This is a genomic window from Shimazuella soli, from assembly GCF_022511585.1.
Lineage (GTDB): Bacteria > Bacillota > Bacilli > Thermoactinomycetales > Thermoactinomycetaceae > Shimazuella > Shimazuella soli.
In genome coordinates this window covers 20,481-40,312 of record NZ_JAKWBN010000001.1, presented here as the reverse complement: position 1 = coordinate 40,312, position 19,832 = coordinate 20,481, and the positions used below count along the sequence as shown (strand labels likewise).

Genomic DNA, 19,832 nt, shown 5'->3' with positions numbered 1-19,832 from the left:
TGTTCGGGAGGTTTTACTGTGAATCGTCCTTTGCTAGAATCCAATCAAACTGCTTCATTACCAGCTGTTCCTTATATCACGATGGAAAACGACCTCATGTACAAACTAGAAAATGCGTTTACAAAAGAAAAACCGCTCCTCATCTTGTTTCAAACCCCTTTTGGTGATCATCAATTCAGTGGATATATTACAGAGATTTCCTTCCATGATAAATGGATTGGAATCGAAAATGGAGTGTTGGCAAAGAGAATTTTTATGGATCAAATTTTGTTAGTAGTGGAATGGAGTTAATCTCATTCTTCCACTTCATCCCATGAATCCCCAAACAAAACATTGTTTTCATCAGGCGGAGAGTTCTTGTTTGTCTCATTGGCTTGATATACTTTTTCCTTATACATCACCCGATCTCCCGCTTGATATGTTTTGTTTTCATTCCACTCGGGATAAATTTGAGGAGGAATTTTTTTCGCTCGATTTTCTTTCGGTTTTACTGGAAATACAGTTGCTTTTTTTGTTGCAACTTGGCTAGGTGATGGTGCAACTTCTTCTAGTTTGCCCATGCTTTGCTGAGCTGTAGAAGGCATTGTTTTTTCATCTTTCTTTTGTATTGGCTTATTTGTTTTTTCTTCTTTTGTAATCGCAAAGTGTACCTTTTCAGATCGAAGAGGAAGGGCTTGATTGTCATTCATCACATGTATCGAACCTTCTTTGACTGTGACAGGAAAAATAAAAGAGTAAGCCACAAATACGATCATACTCAATCCCACTGAAAATAGCATCATTCGATACCGCCTGATTTTGACAAGCTTTTCTACTGTTGCTTTTCTGGTGAATTTCTCCAAACGACTTTCTAGCATTTGCTTCTCTCTAACCACAAATTTTCCTTCTTTCCAATTACTTTCCAATTTTCATTATACCGAATATTTAGGAGAAGGAAAGGCGAAAAATGAAAGCGAATTTGTGAGCTTTTTTTTCTGGTCCTATATCAATACTAATAAACTCCACAATATACGATATAGCAAATCCTTAGGAAGAGATTTATTATCGTTCTTTATTCGAATCCAATTCACACTTGATAATCTGACGCGGGCTCCCTTCTTTCCAGCTCTCGAAAGATCCCTTTTCCGTTTAAATGAATCCATATTCCTTCGGGCGCGTTCCGGCACAATATGATTTACATTCATCTAATTTTTATACTTTTGTCACGAGGATAGTGCTGATATACAAAGAATATAACAGAAAAGGAAAATAGACAGCGGAGAAGATGACATACAGATAAAAACAAAGCAAGTCGGCAACACACATATATTTTTACCCATTACATATGAAGTAGAGGAAGAAGCAACCAGACAAGAGGTGGATGAAGAAGAATCTATAAAAGTATCCCCATCACCTAAGCAATCTTTTTCGGTATCTCCGGAAATATGGCTTGGTTCCGGCAGTTTAATCGCTGTCTGGTATATTTCTTGCTATCTCTTTTATTTAGGTTACTATGCTTATTATGGTATTCCGTTTCTTTACTTCTATTTTGATCTCAATAAGGTAGTCACACCCAGTTTTATCCTGCTGCTTTTTGTGTTTTCTCCAGTGGAGATCAAGCCAGACCAAGTGAAGGAAATAACAAAGCAGATGATTGAAGACAATGGCAAGACCAAAGGCACCGAGATAGAAACAGTCAATAACAAAGAAATATATGTTCAAAAGATAAAGCTAGGGATTTTATATCGCTGATCTCGGAAGATATAATGGTCATCTCAAATTAAAAAAACCGATTCTGATCTGAGAATCGGTGATTATCATTATTTAGCTAAAATGTATTTTGTGTCACATTTGCTGGTTCTAGGCCTCCTAGATTACTAGCAGCTCCCAAAATGTATTATTTCACATACCAGCATGGTCCACATCCACATCCCTGAGCATCACAGCAACCACCGTCATCATCCCAACTGCCGTCACTACCATAACTATTTAAACTTGGGCCACTCCAAAGCGAAGATAGAACCGGAACCACCCCAGAAACTACCAGCGCTGGAATACCAACTAGCAAATATCCTCCTGAAATCAATTGAACTCCACTGATAGCAAAAATAAAAAAGCTCATGATGGATAAAAGAAACAAATTATCCCTCCTTTTTGTTGCAATAGATGAATTTTGATTTTTCTATAAAATCATTATACTATACTATGGGCGTTCTATTTTACTTTTGATTTACATTTTACTTTTAAATTTACCTTTTCAAATATCATCCAAGTCAATGCTTTTACCATCAAAACAAATTAAATATAATAATTTAGCAAAGAGATATTTTACCGATGAAATAAGCTGACAAACAACAGAACAAGAATTACCATGTCCATATTCTAAAACCTTCTCTAAAATCACCAATCGACCGAGTTTTATCCGAAGATATTACTCAGCCGATTGCCTGCACATCACTGTGCAGGAGTGCGGGATCAGCTTCCGGTTTAACTCATTCTGCGTTCGGTCCACTGGTAGCTGGTCCGGCAGGACCAGGCCCCACCCACTTGGGGGTCTGCCAGAACCAACCTGCCGCCCACGGTCCGTTCACGAGTCGGCAGTTGACGTCTGCATAGACGCCCTTAGAGGGGTAGGAGAGGTCGCATCGAACCCGCTTTCCTCCGATTTTTTCGCTTGCCTTGACTGCTCCATCGGAGAAACCCTCCAGGAATCCACGGGTGTATCCCTGTCGGTTACTTTCCTTTGCAGTTTGGTGCTCACCGAACTTGAACGCGCCGAACAACGCCGCGATGATCAAGATGAGCGCCGGGATCAGGTGCCAGGGACGAACCTTCATGTCATTCTCCTCGGAGAGATCAACCAACACTTTCACTTCTTAGTCCGATTATATGAAAAGCAAAGAGAAAATACAAACATCTGCGACATTAGGGACGGTTCTTCTGTCGCATTGGAGATATACATTTGTGGGTGGGTGTATCATCACTACAATTCCGTCATCTGCTAATAATCCATTTTTTCTCAATCTGTTTGAAAGATACTGCCCAAACTCTAATCCTTTTTTAACACAATGATATGCGGCGTTAGCCCACCCATTTCTACAGGTTGATCTAATTCCAGCGTAAATTGGTTCTTATAAGGCGTTATTGCATGATGTAATAGTTTTACTTCTTGCGTTAATAGGACTGCCCTTCCACCCGAATTAAGTACTCTGTTAACTTCCTTTATAAATATTGGATACAGAGCCACATTTGACTCATGATCACCTACACGTCGACCGAAAGGTAAGTTCGATACCATTACCGACACACTGCTATCAGCTAATGGCAATGATGCAGCATCCCAAATTTGCAAATCAACATTTTCCCATTCCCTTAGGTTATCGGCCGCCGTTTGAACTGCCTCCACATTCAGATCCCCACCTTTTAGTGACCGATAAGATCCATATGCCGCACGATCTAACAGTAAGGTTCCAGAACCACAAGTCGGATCAACAAATACATCGTGAGAAGAAGGTTTTGAGCATAAAACCATTGCTCTGGCAACCCGCCAATCAAGAGAGGTTGAGCGTAATCTTCTCGCAGGTCTTATCATTTCTTTTTCTGTTATAACAGGTACTGTTTGAAATATAGTTGATTGTATTTTTATTTCCTGAAAACGATTGGTTAGCTGTCCTATGTTGTATTCTTGAACATACGGGTTGAAGATGATAGTATCCTTGTCTTTCTCATTGAAATAAGCTAGGATACCATGAACCTGCATGATAGTATGTAGTGATCGTAATTTTTCTATGTCCCGTTCGTCTTGTACCACTTCAATCCAACCATCACCACCTGCACCTTTATGGAGGGTAATCCCTTGCAAAGCTGCCTCTTCTGCTACAAAAGACTCTAATCCCGGTAAAGTCTCCAAAATATAGCGGCCCCATTTTGGAACTGATGCTTGAATCTGCTGTAATACGGTTTCACTTTCTATCACTGTTTCTGCGAGATTTCTTATTTTGGGAGAGGGATGATTTAATTTTAATGACTCTATGCTATTCTTGACTCTCTCCTCATTTATATAGGAAGAAAGATGTTCTAAAGAAGTTTTAACCACTACATTACTAGAATCACGAAGCAATTTGATAAGATAAGATAACTTGATATTTTTAGGTAGCAATGAGTTTGCGATCGAGCGGCAAGCCGCTAATCGAACATTTTCACGAGAGTCATCTACTAATCTTTTATAATCGGCATCATAAAAAGTAACATAAGGTAATGCAGCAAGTAAGGAAGATAACACTTGGTTATCTTTCGTTCTAACGATCGCTCGAATAAAAGCACCTCTTATATTCCCACTGGAACTTGAAGCATCTTTTAGTGCAGCCTGAACAGTTTCTTGTTTACAGTCCAACGATTGAATGAGCTTGATAAAAGCAGAGTGACCTAACTTCATGCCACTAATCAGTATTCCTTCTGTTAACCTCGCACTCGCTCCTAGCAACAGGTTATTCAAGTCAGCTACAGCGGATGGGTCTCCGATTTCACCAATTGCCCAAACAATTGTCTTGGTAACCTTAAATCCGAACCCTTTGTTCACCAACTCAGATAAAGCAGGAACACCTTTTTTCCATCTAAGCTTACCCATAGCCCAAACAGCCATCTGTACCACATCAGAATGTTTGTCTTTTAATCCTTTAAAGATTTGATCCGCAAACTTCTCATCCCGCATTTCACCAATTAAAGCAAAAATTGTTCGACGAACCTTGAAATCCTTTGCATGTAGTCCATGCATGATCGCCTCTTCTCTTTCTTCAACAGGGGCAGACAAGAGATTTTTTGCCACTTTTACACGAGACTTTTCTTTTCCTTTTGCTAAATCCAAAATAGATGCATATAAATTGCTTTTCAATAAAACTACCACCTTTATTTTCAACCTCCATACAGCACAAGGTCTTTTTCTCCACAATCATGTACACTAAAAACACTGTTTCTAATATATCCTACTTAGCTCTCGTGGAAAATAATAAGGTGAGGTCAAGTCATTTCCTATATCATTCCTTTCTTCCAATATAAGAAGTACAAAAAAAACCGTATCTAAGTAGCTTTTTAGATACGACTTTTTATAAATTAAATCCAATTTGTTTGTTTTACTTTTTTAAGACACAGTAAAATCTACTAATTCCAATCCTTCTTTCTTCTCTGTTACATTGGTCCAGTGAATATCAATATCATGTTTGCCTGCTTTATACGTTTCATAAACTTGCCCGGCACCTTGATCGTGTTTATATGGTTTACCCCATGCTTTCAAAACTTCATCATGCGTGAGGGCAAGAATACGTTTATCCTCTGTTGTTACACTTGTTACCGTACCTTTGTAAAGGAAGAAACTAACGCCGCGTTTTTTATAGTCGATTTGTTCTTGTCCAACTCCCATATTATCAGTAGCGTCGGGTTTGCCCCATTTTCGCACAATATCTTTTTTCTTGGAACCTAGGCCAAAATGCTCACTGTTGATCACTTTCCCTTGGGCGGCCAATTTGCGTGCTTGGTCAAGCGTTTGTTTATGTTGTTTCTGTATGGATACTTTAGCATTAGAATGTTTAGAAGCAGCATGCGCATTTGGAATAGATGCAGTGATTGGTATAATTGCTCCAGCTAAAAGGGTAGTAGCAAGCAACGTTTTTGCTAATTTTTTCACAGTATCGCCAGCCTTTTCCTAAAAATTGAGATGAGAAACCTTTATCCAACCCTATCCTACCATATTTGAATATTTTCCGTCTGTGAGATTTTACAGAATATATATAACATTCATATATAGAATTCTTTTATTTTTAAACAGGATAACCAATACAATAACATCTCGTAATATACAAAAGATCACTTTCTACTTTTCGCATTAACAAAATCGTCAAAATCACATTTATTGTTTATTTGTAATTAATTAACGAAATGTATGCAAAAGCTTCAACCTTTTATAAACTTCATGTAAGCGCTACCATAGGAGATTGAGAAAGGAGCAGGAAATTGAACTCCACAACAAATATAAGCCTTGCAAATAAACCAAAACAAAATGATCCTGTCATGATCGAGTTATCAGGAGTCAGTAAAGAGTTTGTCAAACCATCAGGTGAAGTTCATACTGTTTTGCGCAATATTGATTTGCAAATTGGCAAAGGAGAATTTTGTTCTATCGTCGGGCCTACGGGATGTGGAAAATCTACTACGCTCAGTCTAGTAGCTGGATTTGATCAACCGACAAACGGAACCATAAAAATCCAAGGAGAAACGCTTCAAGGTATGAATCAGCATGCTGCGTGTGTATTTCAAACAGAAAATGCTTTTCCTTGGAAAACAGTGATCGATAATGTTTCTTTAGGACTTACTTTACGAGGAGTCGAAAAGGCAGAAGCATATAAAGAAGCAAAAATATGGATCGAGCGTGTTGGCTTAAAAGGATTCGAAAAACATTATCCTCATCAATTATCGGGTGGAATGCGCAAACGTGTTGCGCTAGCACAATGCTTGATCATTCAACCACAAATATTGCTGATGGATGAATCTTTTTCAGCACTTGATGTCCACACACGCTCTTTAATGGAGAGTGAACTTCTCACCATTTGGGAAGAGACATCTGCATCGGTTATCTTTATTACCCATGATCTAGAAGAGGCTATCGCACTTAGTGATCGTGTCGTTGTACTAACGGCAGGTCCTGCCGCGACGATAAAAGGTGACTATCAAATTGACCTTCCTCGTCCGAGAAATGTATCAGAAATTCGGTTTGACGCTGATTTTATGAGATTACATGAACAAATTTGGAATGATTTACGAGATGAGGTGATGATTAGCTATGAGCAATCCAATCAGTCTTAATAATTCGCTCTCCTCTGAGCCGGTTTCTCGTTTGAAAGAAATGCGTACAAAGGCTCTTAAGCGTCGTTTGCGTAATCTTGGACTACAAATTGGTGTATTTATTGTCATCATGGGTGCCTGGCAGCTGCTTGCTAATTACAAACTGATTGATCCTTTCTTTTTCTCCAGTCCCAAAGCAATTTTTTTACAAATAATAGATTGGTTTCAAAATGGAACCAGCCAGGGCCCTCTATATACACATTTTATCGTAACCTTTGAAGAAACGATTCTTTCCTTTGTGATTGGTGTTATTTTGGGTATCATTGCTGGTTACGCACTAGGTATGAGTGAAGTGTTATCTGTCATTTTTGGACCATATATACAAATGTTAAATGCTCTGCCTCGTGTTGTATTAGCTCCTATCTTTATTCTTTGGCTTGGTTTGGGGATGTCTTCAAAAGTGGCCCTCGGAGTGACGCTTACCTTTTTTGTAGTATTTTTCAACGCTTTTCAAGGCGTGAGAGAAGTGGATCGTAATCTAGTTAATAATGCACGTCTGCTAGGTGCAAACAAAAGGCAGTTGGCTGTTCATGTCATTATTCCATCCGCACTTACTTGGATACTTTCGAGTTTGCATTCCAGTTTTGGATTTGCATTAGTAGGTGCAGTGGTAGGAGAATTTATCGGTGCGACAAAAGGACTAGGCTTTCTTATTTCGCAAGCACAAGGAGCTTTCGATACAACTGGAGTATTTGCAGCGATGGTTTTATTATCTATCACAGCATTAATTGCAGACTGGGCTGTTGGACGATTAGAAAAACGATTTATCGCATGGCGAAATGTGCGTCAAGACTAAGTTTCTAAATAAAAATATTCAAAATATAGCACAAAGGAGCTAAGTAAAGATGAAGGGAAAATACAGGAAACTAAGATGGGCATTTATCGTTGGATTAATAGCTTTATTAGTAACGGCTTGTAGTAGTAATGCCAGCAGCAATTCTTCTTCACCCAAAGTAAAAATAATGGTTGGCGGAATGGAGAAAATTATCTATTTACCAGCAAAACTGACAGAAAACCTTGGTTACTTCAAACAAGAAGGAGTAGATGTACAACTGATCAACCAAGGATCAGGGCAAACTGCTGAGGAAGCATTGATCGCTGGACAAGTAGATGGGGTTGTTGGATTTTATGATCATACCATCGATCTGCAAGCAAAAGGCAAAAACCTCACATCCGTGATCCAGTTTGCCTCTACACCAGGTGAAACGTTGATGGTCTCCAATAAACTATTAGGTCAAGTCAAAGGAATTCAAGATTTGAAAGGCAAAAAAATCGGTGTCACTTCTTTAGGTGCTTCGACTAATTTTTTGGCTAACTATCTGGTTACCAAGGGTGGATATACATCAAAAGATTACATCCCTGTCCCTGTAGGATCAGGTAATACATTGATTGCTTCCATGCAACAAGGCAGAATTGATTTAGCAGTAACGACAGAACCAACGGTTTCTCTTTTGGAAGCAAAACATCTCGCTACTCCACTTGTAGATATGTCAGGTGAAGAAGGAACCAAGCAAGCACTTGGAGGAGACTATCCGGCATCCAGTTTATACATGCAATCAGATTATGTGAAATCTCACCCAGAAGTAGTTCAAAAAATAGTAAATGCATTTCAAAAAACATTAAAATATATTCAAACACACAAACCAGAAGAAATTGCTAGCAAAATGCCTAGTGAGTACTATGCTGGTGACAAAGACTTATATATTAAAGCATTGAAGCATAGTATATCGATGTTTACTGCTGATGGGAAAATGCCTGCTGACGGTCCAACAAAAGTATATGATGTATTGTCTACATTTAAACCAAAATTGAAGCAAGCAAATATCAAGTTAGAAGATACCTATACGACAAAATTTGTGGATCAAGCAAGTAAATCCAATAAATAACCCAAACAAGCTGCCCTTTGAGAATGGGCAGCTTATTCATTAATCTTTGCAGCGATACAATCGTTGGGGACGTCCTACTGTTCCATATAATAATTGTTCTTCTGCTCGCTGTGATTCAACTAAATGGACAAGGTAATTTCTAGCTGTTGAGCGGCTGACACCTGACATACTAGCTACTTCTTCTGCACTTAAAAAACGATTTGCCTGCAGTAAACAGTTTCGAACACGTTCTAGCGTACGCAAATCGATTCCTTTTTGCTGAAGTTGGTTGACCGATTGGTTGACAGAGCGCAACTGTTTTAAATCATCGACAACAGTCTGATCGATGGAAAGTGTATTTGATTTTGCTAGTGACATTTTGTACTGAAAATATTTTTTTAACGTCTTCTGTAAACGATCCAGATCAAATGGCTTGATTAAATAATCAAAAACTCCAAAGCGAAATCCTTCTTCGATAACTTCCAATTCTTTTGCAGCCGTGATTAAGATGACATCGCAAGGCAAAGTTTTAGCTCGAATGGTTCTTACTAACTCCATTCCTGATCGATCTGGCATATATACATCTAATAATAATAAATCCGGCTGTAATTCGTTTACTAAATGTAATGCGGTTTCATAATTATTTGCTGTTCCGGCTAATTGGTAACAAGGGATAGAATCGACTAGCTTACCATGTAACCTTGCGATCATAAAATCATCATCTACTACAACTACTTGAATATTTTTTTGCGACAAAGTTAATCACCTCTTTGCTTAGGCAATGTTGCTTGTAAAACGGTTCCAGTACTTGTTGATGCAATGGAAATTTCCCCGCCGATGTTCGAAACTAACCGATGAACGATGGTCAAACCAAAACCACGGTTCTTTCCCTTTGAAGAAATTCCATCTTCAAATATATGTTGTTCAATTTTTGGGTCCAGGCCTGGACCTGTGTCGTGAACTTTTATTTCCAGGTGATCTGCTTGGTCATTGATATAGATACAAATAGTTGAATTTTGATGGATCTCCCTCGATTTTGAGAGCGCTTCCAAAGAATTTTCTATTGCATTGCCTAAAATAGAGATAACAACCTCTCTATGCGGGCAAGGATCGAGCACATGCGAGGTTGGATCGACGGTTAATTGAATACCTAACTCTTTTGCTCGATGCATTTTACCGATGATAATACCGACTACTGCTGGATCATGTACTTGTGCTAGGAAAAATTCCATAAGCAGCTGTTGTTCTTGATTTACTTGACTGATAAATTTTGTAACTTGGTCGTATTCTTTTAATTGTATCATTCCAGAAATAGCATGGAGGCGGTTCATGAATTCATGTCTTTGACTTCGTAAATCATCTAAATAATGCCCTACATCATGCAGCTGTTGGTTTATTTGATCCAATTCTATTTTATCACGGAAGGAGGAGACAGCTCCGATAACATTCCCATCCAACCAAATGGGGATTAGATTGGCGACAACTAATGTATTTTGAATGATGATGGGTTGATCCATCTGACTGACTCCTTCTTTCAAAACTTCTGGAAGTCTAGAGTTTGGTACAATAGCTTGAATCGGCTGACCAATAATCTCATCGGAAAGATCTAACCCCATAATTCGTTTTGCCTCTTGGTTACACGCAGTAATTTTCCCTTCCTGATCTACTGCTAAAATCCCTTCTCGGATTGATTCCATAATTGCCACTTGATTTTGAGCTAACAAAGCGATTTCATATGGTTCCATATTGAAAATTTGTTTTTTGATATGTCCAGAAAGCAAATGAGCGCCAATGAAGCCGAGCAGAAGCCCAATCCCTGCAACCATCCCAATGTTCTCAAGCGTTGCAAAAATATCATTCCATATATTTTCAATCAGAAAACCGACTGAGACGACACCAATTTGATGATGGTAATCATCGAAAATCGGTACTTTACCGCGTATAGAGAGTCCAAGTGTACCAACTGCTTGGGTAATGCTTTCTTTCCCGTGCAAAACTGAGTTATTGTCACCACCAACCATCTTTTTTCCGATTAAAGCAGGGTTAGGGTGACTATAGCGGATCAAGTCCATATTCCCTACAACAATAAACTCTGCACCGGTTTCTTGCCTTATTTTTTCGGTTAATGGCTGTATTACGGCAGCAGGATTTTTTTTACGAAAAGCTTCTCGTATTTGAGGAGAATCTGCAATTGTTCTAGAAAGAATAAGTGCCCGATTCCCAACATCTCGAAATCGCAATTGAATAACGCTAAAAGATAAGACGGATATAACGAGAATTAAGATTAACATTATAATCAATACGACAAAAATATTAATTTTTGTCCGAAGTTTTACATTCTGTTTCATCAATTTGGCGATTCACCTCCTGTTAAGGGGATAAATATAATCCTTTCAAAATATTAAAATAAAAGAGATGCTTTTTTTCACGGAAATACAAAACTTGAGGTGATAGTTTCCATACAAAATTTAACTACCTTTAAAAAATATTATATAATTTATTCTCAAAAAAGAAATGGAAAAGGTTACAATTATGATCTGATAGATTTTGATGTTTTTTATAGGACTAAAAAAATGAATGAGAACTATTTACTAATCGAGATTGATTTATATCATGTGGGTTTTGAAAATTCAGATTCGAGGAATGCCGATCAAGCTCAAAAATAAAAAATGGCCCTATTTTTGAACGGAGAATGTAGATAATGGAAGGTGAACTTTTTCAGTTTCTATCCGTCTTTTAAATATAGAACTCTATTGAAGCGGAGGCAGAAGTTAGGGTAGGGTGTGGATCAAGAGCTTCGCAATTCTTAAAGTTATACTTGTAGTACGCTTCAATGATTATTTCTAATCTAAATTTAATGTGATCTAGTGGATATTCCTGTCTCTAGTTATAAAATTTATGGAAATACTAAAAGCAATCACATTTATTGGAGGTATTACTAGGTCTATGTGCGGAATTGCAGCAATACTATCCAAATCAGAAGATACTCCAGCAACAGAAGAATCATTGAACCTTATGCTCCAATCAATGAAACATCGAGGTCCCGATACAGATGGAGTTTATCGAGATAAGATGATTGGGCTAGCAATGAATCGATTATCAATTGTTGGTATCGAAAATGGAAGTCAACCTATCTTTAATGAGAATTCATCCATCATCTTAGTATGTAATGGAGAAATATATAATCACCAAAAATTACGTGATCAACTCCAAAGATCTGGCCATTCTTTTTCTACTCATTCTGATGTTGAAGTGATCATTCACTTATATGAAGAATATGGGGAAAAATGTATGCAATTTTTGAAAGGAATCTTTGCATTTGCTCTTTGGGATAAAGAAAAACAAACTTTATTAGTAGCTCGAGATCGCATGGGCGTAAAGCCTCTATATTTTTTGGATACAGGAACACAAATGATTTTTGCATCCGAAACAAAAGCTTTATTCAGCCAATTGGAAAAAGAGCCTGCTTTAGATATGCAAGGATTTTCAGATTATCATACATTTCGGTTTATACCCAATAGCCATACCATATTCCAAGACGTGAAAAAGATAAGTCCAGCTCAATATATGCTTATAAAGAGCAATCATCAGATTGATACTGGGTTTTATTGGAGACCTGAACCAAGGTTTTCTTCTGAAAAACAAACAAACCAAACAATCGATGAAAAAATTCGGGCATTACAAAGCATTATCCTCAATGCTGTAAAAGATCAGTTTGTATCTGAAACAAAGTCAGGAATACTCCTTAGTGGAGGATTAGATTCATCAGCGTTATTGGCAGTACACCACAAGTATCATTCAGAACAGCCAAATACGTTCACGGTTGCGTTTGAACAACCGAATACACCTACAGATCGTAGTCATTACTCTGAGATTGATGATGCTGAGCTTGTAGCAAAAACATTTGATTCCAACCATACTTTTGAGATCTATTCAGCACAACAAGCATTGGAAGCTCTACCCTCTATTATTGGATCTTTAAGTGAACCAATTGCTGATCCAACTATGATTCCTTTATGGTTTGCATCTCGTTTAGCTAGCAAAGCAAACTGTAAAGTAATCTTTAGTGGAGAAGGCTTAGACGAGCTATTTAATGGGTATGCGGTCTATAAACAAACCAACTGGTTACGTGTACTCCAACTAGCTCCCAAATCTGTGCGGAAACTAGGGTTCTCATTAGCTAGTCAGCTAGACTTACCAGGACAGGGTACCATCCAAAAAACACTGACAAATCCTTCGGAATGGTATCAAGGGATTGGTGGATTATTTACACAAGAAGAAAAAAGACAACTATTTCAAGAGGAAATATGGAATCAAATGAAGTATCAAAATTCACAAGCCCAAGTAGAGAAGATAATGTATCCTGTACGGGATAAAAGCTTTTTACAACAGATGTCTTATTTTGATATTTTTGCTTGGTTGCCTGAAAATACATTTGTAAAATCGGACAATATTTCGATGAGTCATTCTGTTGAGTTACGTGTTCCATTTGTAGACAATCAAGTTGTGGAATATGCACTACAAACACAAGATAATTTAAAACTTCGTTGGAATAATGGAAAATGGATCGTTAAACAAGCTCTAACACCATTATTGCCTAGTCAAGTTATCAAACGTAAAAAAGCAGGATTTCCAATCCCTTTAACTGCATGGATATTTGATGAGTGGCAAGATTTTGTGTTAACCACTTTATTAGATCCAAATGCTTATACACGTGATTTTTATCGAGAACAAGAAGTCATGAGACTGTTTGATTCATCACATACAGAACAAAAACAACGAGCTGCACGTTTATTATGGACTTTACTTACGCTTGAACTCTGGTACAAGGAAAAGCAAAAAACAATATCGATGCCTCAGCTCGAAACGGTAGGGTCATAAAAAGCAAACTTAGGGGGGAAACAGATGGGGAAATGGATGATACGCATTATATTATTTACTTCAGTTTTTGTTATTTGCTATTTTGCATACAATAAGGTAGAAATCAGTAATGGACATGTATCAGCCGAAGTTACCTCTAAGAAGATGCCGTCAAATTCTGTGGTTATTAGCATCAAACAACTTCGACTTGATTCAAAGGCACTCAAACACAAACAAATCTCTGTTTACTATGTTCCTCATCCTGATGACGAACTTTTAACCTATGGTGTTCCTATCCGAAACGATCTTCATACTGGAAAAGTTGTTTATCTTGTATTGTTTACACATGGAGAAACATCTTCCATCATTAAAAGATTGAATCATCTCGTTCAGCCAAAGCTGACACCTTATAAGCTTGGTTTGGCTCGAGTGAAAGAATTTAATCGTTCTAGTCAAGATTTAGGAATAGATAATAATCATAAAGATATCTATGATCCTCGGCAGTTGAAAGCAAAAATGGAATTGATTCGTAAAATAGCGCTCTACTTTGAACAAACTTTTCCTCATGTTACACAAAATGGATTAAGTCGATATGATATTCTACCTGACCACGCAATTACAGGTATGGTATTAGATCAACTATATAAGGAAGGTAAAATCAAGCATAAAAATATTTATGCATCCATCTACATGTCTCGCTTTGCAGAACACCGCCTAACAGGTAAACGAATTGTCCCTATAGACCCTAGGGATAAACGTATATTTAATAAAGCGGTTCTCGATTATGACCGATGGGACCCTAAACATGGATGGTATGCATGTGGCTACTTGAGCGTACACAATCAATTCACCAGCTTTCTTAACCATAAGTATTCCATCTTAGTAAAAGAATAGCAGGGGGTATATTGGAATTACCCCATAAAAAATCCCAATCTCTCTTTTTTCATCCTGAGAAATCGGGATTTTTCTATTGTCCTATCATAAATGCTACAAGGGGACGGTTCTTCTGTCGCATTAGATTTTATGTACTAGCCAAACAAAAAGCTGTGCATTTGCTCTATTTTGGTTTTGATCTGCTTTTTTACTTCTAAATCTACCTTTTCAAATGTCATCCAATGAATGTTTCTTTTCCTTTTGTCTATTGTCCATATTCCAATTGCTTTTCCATTCATGATAATACTGGCTCTTGATTCCCCAATCTTATTAAACAATAGTTCATAATGCTTTTGATCCACATATAAAAATCGACTTTCATAGTATCCTTTTAAAGTGGGGTCTTCATATGCTAAAAGAGTTAACCAACCCTCATTTTGAAAAGAAGAGTCTTGGTAATGTGATAAACCTTTCTCGGTCATGAAATATTCGGTATTTGTTGCTTCTACTTCCACTATTATTACTTCATTAGCTAATTCTTTTATCGAATCTCGGATGACTTTTACACTTAACCCTGACCACCAAGCAATATCTTTGATAGAAACAGGCCCAAATCGATCAATATGGTAGTAGACTAATTTTCTTTGCGCTTCTTTTATATCCATCCGATTCAAATGTAAATTTGGATAAAAAGATGGAGTATGGCCATAATAGCGGTCTTCTTTCCCCCAATGGGAACTTTTGCACCTTTTGCATATTATTTATGGGGAAAATGTTATTTTGAGAAGAAAAAGTGGTCACAGGCAGAAAAATTCCTGCGAGATGTTATTACCCTAATAGAAGAGCAATATGAGGAAAATCATGAGTTGAAGAAGTCCAATATCTTAGCTGGTTGCTTGAATGATCTAGCGAGGATTGCCTTTTTCCAAAGTGACTTTAAACGAGCACTTCAATATGTCGAAAATGGATTACAGAGTTTTGTTGATCAAGGTGATCGGTTGTATCTGAAATACTTCTTATTATTAAATAAGTGCGTCTACCTTGAAAAAATGAACAATGATAAGGTGAACAATCAAGAGAAAATCATCGTATCACTTGAAAAGTTACAAAAAAGTATTTCTGCATTTGAAAAAACAGAGGATATGTTTCAGCTTGTAAGACTATCAGTCATCATCCAGTATTATGAAATGTATGCGAATGTATGGAACAATATTGGTATGACCGAAAAAGCATACGAGCTTGCCCAAAAAGGTATTAATATCGCTTGGTTAAACCTTGAATTCGACAGGTTATTGACACTTTGGAATACAATGGGTAATATATTCCTCAATAAAGGTAACATTCAAAAAGCTAAGGAGTACTTTCTCCTTGCTTTAGACATTCAATCAAAAATAAAGCGGGAATATCTATTAATACCTACTTATATGAATGTAAGAATGCTATATTTGAGAGAGAATGATCCCACGACTGCAAATATATATTTAGAAAAAGCATTATTTATCAGTAAAAAAAATGGAGATGCAATTGGACAAATAAAAGCATTACAAGCAAAAGGACGTGTAAGTATTTCACAAAATGCCTACATGGATGCTATTTCCTCTTTTGAAAAAGGCTATGAACTTGCAAAACACCATAAATTTCTCTTTCTTGAACTTGAGATAATGGACAACATATGTACTTGTTATAAAAAACTTGACCAAAAAGATGAGTTTTTAACATGTGTTGAGAAAACATATCTTATTAGGCAACAGATTAAAGAGAAAGAAGAAGGAGGTCTTTTAGAAAATGTCTAGCTATTATGAAGGCGATCCAGAAGGTTGACTGCTGATATTGCATAAGATTTAAAGCTGACTTCCATTTGTCAGAAACAAAACATTAATTTAGGATAAAAGAGGAGTGATCAATTTAATTGATTACTCCTTTGTTTTCGTCTCAAAACCTCCTCAAGACACAGGGACGGTTCTTCTGTCTCATTGGAGGTGGTTTGTATAACCAAACAAAAAACCGTGCATCTACTCTATTCTACTTCTAATCCTCTTTCTTACCTCTAAATTTGCCTTTTCCAATGTTGTTTGTATCATCCTTTTCATAGGGGACTACACTATTTGAATAACAATCCGGATTTATACTATTCAGTCTATATTTAAATAGATATTTTTTGTTTTTTCTGAATTATAGTATAGTCAGCAGTATATATCTAGATTGTGAGTTGAAAAGGAGCACTAAAACATGGACAAATTCTCAACATGGACTGATTTAAAAGGAATAAAAGTTGGTCTAATACCAATTGGATCACTTGAACAACATGGACATCATCTACCTATCGCAACAGATAGTATTATCGCTGAAGCTCTTGCAAATGAGCTTGGAAAGTCATTGGAAAATTCTTTTGTGGTACCAGTACTACCCTATTCGGCTTCGTTTGAACATGCTAGTTTTCCAGGGTCTATTTCTCTAAGATCTACTACCATTATTTCCGTTGTAAAAGATGTGGTTCACTCACTAGAAAGAATGGGGATTGAAAAATGTATTATTGTAAATGGTCATGGAGGAAATTATCTTTTGGGTAATATAGCCCAAGAAATGAATGTGGATAGACCCAGGCTACTAATTACACCTAATAGAAAGCATTGGGAAAATGCTTATAAAGAAGCTGGAATCTCATCGACAACATCAGAAGATATGCATGCAGGAGAGGCGGAAACTTCTATTTTATTGCATTTATACAAAGAAAAAAATGTAGTAAAAACAGAAAAATATATAGATATAGAATCACCAAAGAGAGACTTGTTAACAGCGTTAGGGATGAAACCTTATACAAAAACTGGAACGATTGGCTTTCCAACAAGAGCTGCTGCAAAAAAAGGGAAGATTTTACTGCATCACTTAACAAAACAAATCGAATTAACAGTAAAGGAGTTCATTAACCTTGACACGTAAAAAATGGTTAGACTTATATAGGGTACTAAGAAATCAAATTATGAATTCAGAGTTAGAACCAGATGAGTTGTTCCAAATCTAATTCATAAAACAGTTACAAAAAAACAAATAACCAGCCGCCAGAAACGATGGATATACAATTATAACAAACAAACTCGTCATATTCTGCTAGAGAACACGACAAGTTTTCGTTTTTTACCAAAGTATATTAAGTAGTTTAGAACAATCAATGGTTTTCTGGTTTCTTTTTTCACTAAAGTGTCTTTTGATTAGAGTAAAAACTGACACTAGCACTCACCGGCGTCCACGAAAAGTTCGACGTAAATCTTCAACCCACTTCTCTGGAATTTCCCAAGGGATAAAGTGTCCACCTTGTTCGTGAGCTGTAATGTTGACATGGTTATACCAGGGAGCACGATCACTGTTGAGAAAATCTTGTACGCGATTTTCAGTCGTGACACCAGGCGGATTTTCATAGCCCACAAAAGTGATACCTGTGGGTGCCTCAATAACAGGCCAGCGATTATGAGCAGGTGCCCATGGATAGCGATTATTATTCGCATAGGTTCGTATGGACGTTCCAATGGTATTGTTTACCCAGAAGATAGTTGCATGGGTAAGGATATCGTCCTTCGAAAAAACATTCTCCACATTTTCGTTATTATTACTCCATTTGATCCATCTTTCCAAAATCCATGCAAGCATTCCAACTGGGGAGTCACTCAATCCATAAGCAAGTGTGCTGGGATCAAGAACATGTACGGCTAGATGGGATGCAAATTTACGATCAAGCTCCAAAATCTTTTCTTTCATTTGTTGAGAAATGTTGTCGGGAAGAACACGGCCTCTAGCAAAATTCCATCCATCATCCCCATTAAAAAAATTCAATTTCAGGGCAGATCCGATGTGTATGGCGTAGAGATAGTCACTATATTTGTGTCCCAATTGCCCCGTTACAAGCGCTCCTACATCACATCCTCCTGCTGCATACTTATCATAGCCAAGAATATCCGTCATAAGGGTATGCCAGAGATCGGCGATTTTCCAAAAGTTCATGTCTGGGCTGTTAGGAAGTGGCGAAGAAAATCCGAAGCCAGGAAGGGAGGGTACGATTACATCAAATGCTTCAGCTGGATTACCTCCGAATGCACCTGGGTTTGCAAGTGGATCAATGACCTTGGACCAATGCCAAAATGTCCATGGCCAACCATGAGATAGTATCAATGGTATAGGATTGGGTCCCGTGCCTGATTTACGCATAAAGTGCACAGGAACTCCGTTTACATTTACTTTATAGTGTTCGTAAGCATTGATCGCACTTTCGGATTTCCGCCAATCAAACTGGTTCATCCAATAGTCTACTAATTTCTCTAGATAATTCCTATTAACGCCATAAAACCAGTCGTCATTACCAGTATCAAGCGGCCATCTGGTATACTTTAAGCGGTTTTGGAGATCAGATAGTAACTCATCCGATACATAGATTGGACTAGGTTCAAGAGCAAAAGAAGCTGCTGCCACTAAAATTCCTCCTTAGACAATTCAATTTGTTAATAGGAATGTTTGTCTATTATCCCAAATGAACAACGAAATGGAATCAGACTTAATTACGAATCTTCTCCCAGTTCGACCAAACGTTTCAATGCCGGTAATGCGGATGTAATTGCGTGTTTTTCCTCTGAAGTAAGCCCATCAATGAATTTCGAGAGCCGATCCATGCGATCTAATCGACGCGATTCAATAACATCAATGCCTTGCGTGGTAATGTGTACCTGAACCACTCGGCCATCATTCGGATCTGCCAGACGCTTGACGAGTCCGTCTCGTTCAAGTCTGGTCACCAACTGTGTGATTGCTGATTGCGTAACTTGCTCAGTAGCTGTCAACTCCGTAAGTCGCATGGGGCTTTTGAGAGACAATGTGTGCAGGACGGAAAGTGTGGTGAAGCTTAGTTTTTCAATCGATGGTAACCGAATAAGTATCCTTGTCAGATTTTCGATTACCATAGTAAAATCAGCGACATTGAAATCAGTAACATAAGATTTAGGTTTCATAGAAAAATTATATCACTATCTTATATAAATCACTAATATAATTTACATTAAGAAGCTGCTCTCTTCACCAAAGATAGATCAATTGGAAGTGTGGATGATGTACGGTCCGTATCAATTCGATATTCACCAAATCGATTGATATGTGCAGTTACATAAGGGCTTAAATAGGCGAGTAATTCTTCGTGGTACTCGCTTACTTCTTGGATATATTCTTGAATGATATGAGACAAAGAAAATACATTCAACACTCCTCAGTCTCATCAAATCTCTCCAAATTACCTTCTATACACCAACAACCAATAAAAAAGAAAAAAGCATCATCAAAAGCATATCCCATAATGGGAACTGCCATGACAATGCTCTATAC

At 37.5% G+C, this 19,832-nt stretch carries 20 protein-coding genes; 9 read left to right on the top strand and 11 right to left on the bottom strand.

The features are described 5' to 3' along the window. The first annotated feature begins 18 nt into the window (after positions 1-18). Positions 19-291: a hypothetical protein gene (locus tag MK805_RS00215; RefSeq protein WP_240873187.1), complete on the top strand. Its 273-nt coding sequence runs from the start codon at positions 19-21 to the stop codon at positions 289-291. Between the two features lie 2 nt (positions 292-293). On the opposite strand, the gene MK805_RS00210 is transcribed toward MK805_RS00215, so the two are convergent. Next, positions 294-857 carry a carbohydrate-binding protein gene (locus MK805_RS00210; protein WP_240873186.1) on the bottom strand — a complete coding sequence of 188 codons (564 nt, stop codon included), beginning with the start codon at positions 855-857 and terminating at the stop codon, positions 294-296. Between the two features lie 499 nt (positions 858-1,356). On the opposite strand from MK805_RS00210, the gene MK805_RS00205 reads away from it, so the two are divergent. Beyond that, the gene (locus MK805_RS00205; protein WP_240873185.1) at positions 1,357-1,731 is read left to right on the top strand and encodes a hypothetical protein; all 375 of its coding nucleotides are present in this window, start codon (positions 1,357-1,359) and stop codon (positions 1,729-1,731) included. Between the two features lie 145 nt (positions 1,732-1,876). Here the strand turns inward: MK805_RS00205 and MK805_RS00200 are convergent, their stop codons facing one another. The 4 genes from MK805_RS00200 to MK805_RS00185 form a co-directional block, all read right to left on the bottom strand. Then, positions 1,877-2,101 (bottom strand): hypothetical protein, encoded by a 225-nt coding sequence (locus MK805_RS00200; protein WP_240873184.1) that lies wholly within the window; start codon positions 2,099-2,101, stop codon positions 1,877-1,879. Positions 2,102-2,471: 370 nt separating this feature from the next. Next, a complete protein-coding gene (locus MK805_RS00195; RefSeq protein ID WP_240873183.1) occupies positions 2,472-2,816 on the bottom strand; it encodes a hypothetical protein in 345 nt (114 codons plus the stop codon). Positions 2,817-3,028: 212 nt separating this feature from the next. Then, complete coding sequence (locus MK805_RS00190) at positions 3,029-4,870, bottom strand: HEAT repeat domain-containing protein (RefSeq protein ID WP_240873182.1); 1,842 nt, start codon at positions 4,868-4,870, stop codon at positions 3,029-3,031. Positions 4,871-5,116: 246 nt separating this feature from the next. Next, on the bottom strand, positions 5,117-5,659 hold the full coding sequence (locus MK805_RS00185; RefSeq protein ID WP_240873181.1) for a DUF4309 domain-containing protein: 543 nt from the start codon (positions 5,657-5,659) through the stop codon (positions 5,117-5,119). Positions 5,660-5,985: 326 nt separating this feature from the next. Here MK805_RS00185 and MK805_RS00180 point away from each other — a divergent pair, with 326 nt between their 5' ends. Genes MK805_RS00180 through MK805_RS00170 form a run of 3 tightly spaced genes read left to right on the top strand, consistent with a single transcriptional unit; the run spans position 5,986 to position 8,759 of the window. Next, positions 5,986-6,834 carry an ABC transporter ATP-binding protein gene (locus MK805_RS00180; protein WP_240873180.1) on the top strand — a complete coding sequence of 283 codons (849 nt, stop codon included), beginning with the start codon at positions 5,986-5,988 and terminating at the stop codon, positions 6,832-6,834. Continuing rightward, positions 6,812-7,669, top strand: coding sequence for an ABC transporter permease (locus MK805_RS00175; protein WP_240873179.1), 858 nt, complete (start codon positions 6,812-6,814; stop codon positions 7,667-7,669). The genes MK805_RS00180 and MK805_RS00175 overlap by 23 nt, the downstream gene beginning before the upstream one ends. Before the next feature lie 49 nt (positions 7,670-7,718). Next, positions 7,719-8,759, top strand: coding sequence for an ABC transporter substrate-binding protein (locus tag MK805_RS00170; RefSeq protein WP_240873178.1), 1,041 nt, complete (start codon positions 7,719-7,721; stop codon positions 8,757-8,759). A 39-nt stretch (positions 8,760-8,798) separates the two neighbouring features. Here the strand turns inward: MK805_RS00170 and MK805_RS00165 are convergent, their stop codons facing one another. Beyond that, entirely contained in the window at positions 8,799-9,494 is a 696-nt protein-coding gene (locus MK805_RS00165) for a response regulator (protein ID WP_240873177.1), read from the bottom strand. Between the two features lie 2 nt (positions 9,495-9,496). Then, positions 9,497-11,086 (bottom strand): ATP-binding protein, encoded by a 1,590-nt coding sequence (locus MK805_RS00160; protein WP_240874222.1) that lies wholly within the window; start codon positions 11,084-11,086, stop codon positions 9,497-9,499. Positions 11,087-11,684: 598 nt separating this feature from the next. On the opposite strand from MK805_RS00160, the gene asnB reads away from it, so the two are divergent. Next, positions 11,685-13,619: an asparagine synthase (glutamine-hydrolyzing) gene (gene asnB, locus MK805_RS00155; RefSeq protein WP_240873176.1), complete on the top strand. Its 1,935-nt coding sequence runs from the start codon at positions 11,685-11,687 to the stop codon at positions 13,617-13,619. 24 nt (positions 13,620-13,643) lie between these two features. After that, positions 13,644-14,492 (top strand): PIG-L family deacetylase, encoded by an 849-nt coding sequence (locus MK805_RS00150; protein ID WP_240873175.1) that lies wholly within the window; start codon positions 13,644-13,646, stop codon positions 14,490-14,492. A 134-nt stretch (positions 14,493-14,626) separates the two neighbouring features. Here MK805_RS00150 and MK805_RS00145 read toward each other — a convergent pair whose 3' ends face one another. Next, positions 14,627-15,229: a DNA glycosylase AlkZ-like family protein gene (locus MK805_RS00145; protein ID WP_338057477.1), complete on the bottom strand. Its 603-nt coding sequence runs from the start codon at positions 15,227-15,229 to the stop codon at positions 14,627-14,629. On the opposite strand from MK805_RS00145, the gene MK805_RS00140 reads away from it, so the two are divergent. Together MK805_RS00140 and MK805_RS00135 are read left to right on the top strand one after the other, a co-directional pair. Continuing rightward, complete coding sequence (locus MK805_RS00140) at positions 15,203-16,264, top strand: tetratricopeptide repeat protein (protein WP_240873173.1); 1,062 nt, start codon at positions 15,203-15,205, stop codon at positions 16,262-16,264. The two genes, MK805_RS00145 and MK805_RS00140, sit on opposite strands and share 27 nt — an antisense overlap. Before the next feature lie 436 nt (positions 16,265-16,700). Then, positions 16,701-17,411, top strand: coding sequence for a creatininase family protein (locus MK805_RS00135; protein WP_240873172.1), 711 nt, complete (start codon positions 16,701-16,703; stop codon positions 17,409-17,411). A gap of 294 nt (positions 17,412-17,705) precedes the next feature. Here MK805_RS00135 and MK805_RS00130 read toward each other — a convergent pair whose 3' ends face one another. The 3 genes from MK805_RS00130 to MK805_RS00120 form a co-directional block, all read right to left on the bottom strand. After that, on the bottom strand, positions 17,706-18,932 hold the full coding sequence (locus tag MK805_RS00130; protein WP_240873171.1) for an epoxide hydrolase family protein: 1,227 nt from the start codon (positions 18,930-18,932) through the stop codon (positions 17,706-17,708). A gap of 86 nt (positions 18,933-19,018) precedes the next feature. Then, entirely contained in the window at positions 19,019-19,465 is a 447-nt protein-coding gene (locus tag MK805_RS00125; protein WP_240873170.1) for a MarR family winged helix-turn-helix transcriptional regulator, read from the bottom strand. 47 nt (positions 19,466-19,512) lie between these two features. Then, a complete protein-coding gene (locus MK805_RS00120) occupies positions 19,513-19,713 on the bottom strand; it encodes a transposase (RefSeq protein WP_240873169.1) in 201 nt (66 codons plus the stop codon). Positions 19,714-19,832 lie beyond the last annotated feature (119 nt).

Coding starts and splice junctions, on each gene's coding strand:
- MK805_RS00210 (WP_240873186.1), bottom strand. CDS start 857: ATGCTAGAAAGTCGTTTGGAGAAATTCACCAGAAAAGCAACAGTAGAA.
- MK805_RS00200 (WP_240873184.1), bottom strand. CDS start 2,101: ATGAGCTTTTTTATTTTTGCTATCAGTGGAGTTCAATTGATTTCAGGA.
- MK805_RS00195 (WP_240873183.1), bottom strand. CDS start 2,816: ATGAAGGTTCGTCCCTGGCACCTGATCCCGGCGCTCATCTTGATCATC.
- MK805_RS00175 (WP_240873179.1), top strand. CDS start 6,812: ATGAGCAATCCAATCAGTCTTAATAATTCGCTCTCCTCTGAGCCGGTT.
- MK805_RS00170 (WP_240873178.1), top strand. CDS start 7,719: ATGAAGGGAAAATACAGGAAACTAAGATGGGCATTTATCGTTGGATTA.
- MK805_RS00160 (WP_240874222.1), bottom strand. CDS start 11,086: ATGAAACAGAATGTAAAACTTCGGACAAAAATTAATATTTTTGTCGTA.
- asnB (WP_240873176.1), top strand. CDS start 11,685: ATGTGCGGAATTGCAGCAATACTATCCAAATCAGAAGATACTCCAGCA.
- MK805_RS00150 (WP_240873175.1), top strand. CDS start 13,644: ATGGGGAAATGGATGATACGCATTATATTATTTACTTCAGTTTTTGTT.
- MK805_RS00140 (WP_240873173.1), top strand. CDS start 15,203: ATGGGAACTTTTGCACCTTTTGCATATTATTTATGGGGAAAATGTTAT.
- MK805_RS00135 (WP_240873172.1), top strand. CDS start 16,701: ATGGACAAATTCTCAACATGGACTGATTTAAAAGGAATAAAAGTTGGT.
- MK805_RS00125 (WP_240873170.1), bottom strand. CDS start 19,465: ATGAAACCTAAATCTTATGTTACTGATTTCAATGTCGCTGATTTTACT.